Source organism: Salinimicrobium oceani, assembly GCF_012037645.1.
The window spans coordinates 1-372 of sequence record NZ_JAAVJR010001025.1 but is presented as its reverse complement, the minus strand read 5'-3'; the positions used below and the strand labels follow the sequence as shown (position 1 = coordinate 372).

1 pseudogene is annotated in these 372 nt (G+C 43.5%); it reads right to left on the bottom strand.

Annotated elements, in window-relative coordinates:
• Positions 1-125: 125 nt before the first annotated feature.
• Positions 126-372, bottom strand: a pseudogene (locus HC175_RS24730) (3D domain-containing protein); the annotation flags it as partial.

Here is a 372-nt window from a genome sequence, read left to right as displayed (position 1 = left end):
GGCGGATAGGAGATCTGAACCTTTCTTCGCCCCCACTTGAGGGCCTTCTCCTTATCTTCTCCCATATAGATGTCAATTTTGTTACGCCATCGCGGGTGCATTTTGTCATTAACAATAAAAACCCCTTAAAAGCCCTCAATGATCACCGGAGTATTGTGCTTAAGTCCCTTTTTTATAAGGTCTCGTGAAACAGCAATAGACAATACATCTGTTGCCAGAGTATCTCCCCAGGCGGTTACCTCGGGATTTCCCTGCCCCTGAATTTTCAAAGAATTATAAGCAGAAGCTGTAACCGTTATGGTTTGCCAGTCTTCAAAATTATATTCTTCTGCTTCTGCAGCTTCTTCACAACTTCCAAATCCGCCTAGGAAA